At 69.9% G+C, this 4,244-nt stretch carries 3 protein-coding genes and 1 pseudogene; 2 read left to right on the top strand and 2 right to left on the bottom strand.

The window, feature by feature from the left end:
• Positions 1-72: pseudogene (locus tag G3I65_RS58905) on the bottom strand (IclR family transcriptional regulator); the annotation flags it as partial.
• Positions 69-923, bottom strand: a complete 855-nt coding sequence (locus G3I65_RS39835; protein ID WP_290051544.1) for a hypothetical protein — start codon at positions 921-923, stop codon at positions 69-71. The pseudogene G3I65_RS58905 and the gene G3I65_RS39835, both read right to left, overlap by 4 nt.
• 86 nt (positions 924-1,009) lie before the next feature.
• Here G3I65_RS39835 and G3I65_RS39830 point away from each other — a divergent pair, with 86 nt between their 5' ends.
• The gene (locus tag G3I65_RS39830; protein WP_160700668.1) at positions 1,010-2,182 is read left to right on the top strand and encodes a homogentisate 1,2-dioxygenase; all 1,173 of its coding nucleotides are present in this window, start codon (positions 1,010-1,012) and stop codon (positions 2,180-2,182) included.
• Positions 2,183-2,253: 71 nt separating this feature from the next.
• On the top strand, positions 2,254-4,062 hold the full coding sequence (locus tag G3I65_RS39825) for a substrate-binding and VWA domain-containing protein (RefSeq protein ID WP_160700667.1): 1,809 nt from the start codon (positions 2,254-2,256) through the stop codon (positions 4,060-4,062).
• Positions 4,063-4,244 lie beyond the last annotated feature (182 nt).

Raw genomic sequence — 4,244 nt, 5'->3', positions numbered from 1 at the left:
ACCGGCGTCGGCCACTGCCTGCAGCAGCGCCAGCCCGCGATCGAGCGTCAGCGACCCCTCCCGGCTGGTCACAGCAAGCCGAGTTCGCCCAGGTCGGCGACCGGCTCCTCGAACGACGCCGCCGCGTAGGACGCGAAGAGCGCCCGCACGGCCTTCGCGGCCGGCTCGGACAGCGCCCGGGCCTCGTCGGCCAGCGCCTGCGCGTCGGTCGACTCCAGCGCGGCCCGGACGTCGCCGCCCGCGAGGCTGCGCGCGGACGCGACGAGCAGGTTCAGGAAGCCGTGGTGCACGAAGCCGGTGTCCGGGTCGGTGTGCCGGACCGCGCGGTGCAGGCTGTTCGTCGCCTTGAACGAGGCCCCGCTGGACCCGGAGACCACGGCGAGGAAGTCCGCGACCTCGTCGACGTTGGGGAAGTTCTCCCCCGCCTTGCCGCCGCAGCGGATCTTCGGCCAGCTGCCGTGCTCGATCACCTTGCGCACGCCGTCCAGCCAGCCGACGCCGCGCCGCGGCTCGACCACGCGGATGACGTCCTCGGGGACGAACTCCGAGACGCGCTCCAGCCAGACCTCGTCGACGTCCGAGGGCGCGGGCATCTCGACCATCCGCAGCGCCAGCAGCTCACTGCGCGACTCGACGATCGAGATGGCCTTCGGGACGCCGCCGAGGCCGGTGTCGATGATCAGCGACAGCGGCAGCGGCTGCTTCGGCTTGATCTTGATCAGCTCGGTGATCAGCTCCGGCAACCGGGAGGCTTGACAGAGAAAAACCCCCAGGACACCGGCGTGTTCGGACTCGCGGCTCGCGAAGTGCGAGCGCAGAGCTTCGGGCATGGCCGCATCGCCCGGAGGGAACAGCGCCGAGTCGTCGACGAGCCTCGCGAACAGGGGAGGAATCCCACGGGGGCCGGGGGGCGTGAGTTCCACAGCGCTTGACACGACTGACACGCTAGTAGCGTACGACATGAGGACAAAATCGTTCGCACAACGGACACCTTTTGGAGGGAGCGCCGATGCCTTACTACCGGCAAGTAGGCGAGATCCCGCACAAGCGGCACACCGCGTTCCGCAAACCCGGCGGCGGCCTCTACGCCGAGGAGCTGATGGGTGTCGAGGGCTTCTCCGCCGACTCCGCGCTGCTCTACCACCGCGGCCTGCCGACAGCGATCGTCGACGCCGTCACGGTCGAGGAGGACCGCGGCCCGCTCACCCCGAACCTGCCGCTCAAGCCGCGGGCCTTCAAGACCCAGGACCTCAAGTTCGGCGGCGAGACCGACGCCGTGACCGACCGGCGGCGGCTGTTCGGCAACAACGACGTCACCATCGGCTTCGTCACCGCGACCGCGCCCAGCCCGCTCTACCGCAACGCGGCCGGCGACGAGCTCTTCTACGTCCACGGCGGCTCGGCGACGGTCGAGACGATCTACGGCAGCATCGACGTCGGCGACGGCGACTACCTGGTGATCCCGACGTCGTGCACCCACCGGGTCGTCCCCCACGGCGAGATCAACCTCTTCACACTGGAGGCGCGCGGCCACATCGGCCCGCCGAAGCGGTACCTGTCGGCGAAGGGCCAGTTCCTGGAGCACGCGCCGTACTGCGAGCGCGACATCCGCGGGCCGTCGGCGCCGCTGGTGGTGGACGGCGAGGACGTCGAGGTGCTCGTGCGGCACCGCGCGGGCCTCACGCGCTACACGTACGCGACGCACCCCTTCGACGTCGTCGGCTGGGACGGCTGCCTCTACCCGTGGGCGTTCAACATCGACGACTTCGAGCCGATCACCGGCCGCGTGCACCAGCCGCCGCCGGTGCACCAGACGTTCGAGGGCCCGAACTTCGTCGTCTGCTCCTTCTGCCCGCGGAAGGTCGACTACCACGAGGACTCGATCCCGGTGCCGTACAACCACGCGAACGTCGACTCCGACGAGCTGATGTTCTACGTGCGCGGCGACTACGAGGCCCGCAAGGGCTCGGGCATCGGCGTCGGCTCGCTGTCGCTGCACCCGTCCGGCTTCACGCACGGCCCGCAGCCGGGCGCGGCGGAGGCGTCCATCGGCGCGGAGTTCTTCGACGAGACCGCGGTCATGGTCGACACGTTCGCGCCGCTGGAGCTCGGCGAGGCGGCCGACGCGTCCGAGGACCCGGGCTACGCGTGGACGTGGTCGCGCCGCGGCCCTAAGCAATAGTCAAAATACCGTCCTCTCCCCGTTCCGCTGCCGGATAATGGAATTTCCGGTCGCGGAACGGGGAGGATTCGATGATCAATTCCCAGCCAGCACGGCGCAGGAGAAAGATTCTCCCGTTCCTGGCCGCGATCGTGGTCGCCGCCGGGCTGATCATCGGGATCCGCGCCTGGACCAGCGGCTCGGGCGACGACGCCGACGCGCCGAAGTGCACCGGCTCGGACGCCGTCGCGCTGAACGTCGCGTCGTCGCCGGAAAAGGCCGGAATCGTCCAGGAGGCCGCCAAGGCCTACTCCGGACGGTCCGTCGCCGGCCACTGCGTCGACGTCGTCGTGAAATCGAAGTCGTCGGGCGTCGCGATGCAGGCGCTGGCGAACGGCTGGAACGAGGCCACCGACGGCCCGCGCCCGGACGTCTGGACGCCGGCCGCGAGCGGCTGGGTCAACCTGCTGCGCGTGAACGCGAAGGGCGACTCGGCGTCGATCGTGCCGGACGGCGACCCGCAGTCGATCGCGAACTCGCCGCTGACCGTCGCCATGCCGAAGCCGATGGCCGAGGCGCTGGGCTGGCCGGCCAAGCCAATCGGCTGGAAGGACCTCGCGACGCTGGCGACCGACCCGGCGGGCTGGGCGAAGTTCGGCCACCCCGAGTGGGGCAGGTTCCGGCTCGGCAAGACGAACCCGAACATCTCAACGGCGGGCCTGAACGCCACCATCGGCGCCTACTACGCGGCCACCGGCACGTCGTCCGACCTCACCGCGGCCGCGCTCGAGAAGCCCGAGGCCAAGCAGTTCGTCTCGAACATCGAGCAGGCGATCGTGCACTACGGCGACAACACGCTGACGTTCCTGACCAACCTGCAGAAGGCCGACGACCGCGGCGCGGCGCTGTCCTACATCTCGGCGGTGACCGTCGAGGAGAGCTCGCTGATCGGCTACAACCAGGGCAACCCGACGAACGACCCGACGAAGGTCGGCCAGCACGCGCCGCCGAAGGTGCCGATCGTCGCGATCTACCCGGCCGACGGCACGCTCAACTCCGACCACCCGTTCGTCACGCTGAACTGGGCCGACGCGACGCGCAAGCAGATCGCCGCGGACTTCCTCGGCTACCTGCGCGGCCCGGAGACGCAGCAGCGGTTCGCCGCGCTCGGCTTCCGGTCGTTCGACGGGCAGCCGGGTCCGCAGGCGACGATCCAGAACGGCGTCCAGCCGGACGCGAAGATCAACTTCATCCGGCCGCCCTCCCCGACCGTGCTTTCGAAGCTGCTGACGACGTGGACCGAGCTGCGCAAGAAGGCGAACGTGCTGCTCGTCGTGGACGTCTCGGGCTCGATGGGCGACGAGGTCAAGGGCACCGGCAAGAGCAAGATCGACCTGGCCAAGCAGGCCGCGATCGACGCGCTCGGCCAGTTCGTGCCGCGCGACCAGGTCGGACTCTGGCAGTTCTCCACCCACCTCGACGGCGACAAGGACTACCAGGAGCTGGTCCCGGTGCAGGCGCTGGGGAACAGCGGCAAGGAAACCCTCGCGATGCGGCTGAGCGGGCTGACGCCGCAGGCGGGCACCGGGCTCTACGACTCGTCGCAGGCCGCGTACGAGTACCTGAAGGCGCACCTCGACCCGGCGGCGATCAACGCGGTCGTCGTGCTGACCGACGGCCGCAACGAGGACTCCGGCGGCGTCGACCTCGACCACCTGCTGCCGCAGTTGCGGCCGGAGGGCAACGCGGAGACGGTCCGGCTGTTCACCATCGCCTACGGCTCGGACGCCGACCAGGACGTGCTGAAGCAGATCGCGGAAGCGACCGAAGGATCGGAGTACGACTCGTCCAAACCGGACTCGATCAACCAGGTCTTCACGTCCGTGATCTCGAATTTCTGAGATCCTCGCGGTCATGAAGTTCGCCCGTGAGCTCGCCGAACCGTGGGGGCTGCTGTTCGCCGCCACGTCGGCCGGGGTGGCCTGGGCCGTGCAGCTGCCGGTCGTCGCCGCCGTCGGGGTCGGGGTGGCGGTGCTGGCCGCGCGGGCGGGCGTCGCCGTCGCGACCCGCGAGAAGGAGCCGG

Source organism: Amycolatopsis sp. SID8362, from assembly GCF_010550475.1.
Taxonomy (GTDB): domain Bacteria; phylum Actinomycetota; class Actinomycetes; order Mycobacteriales; family Pseudonocardiaceae; genus Amycolatopsis; species Amycolatopsis eburnea.
The sequence above is the reverse complement of the archived record's forward strand: the minus strand, read 5'-3'. Positions and strand labels throughout refer to the sequence as shown.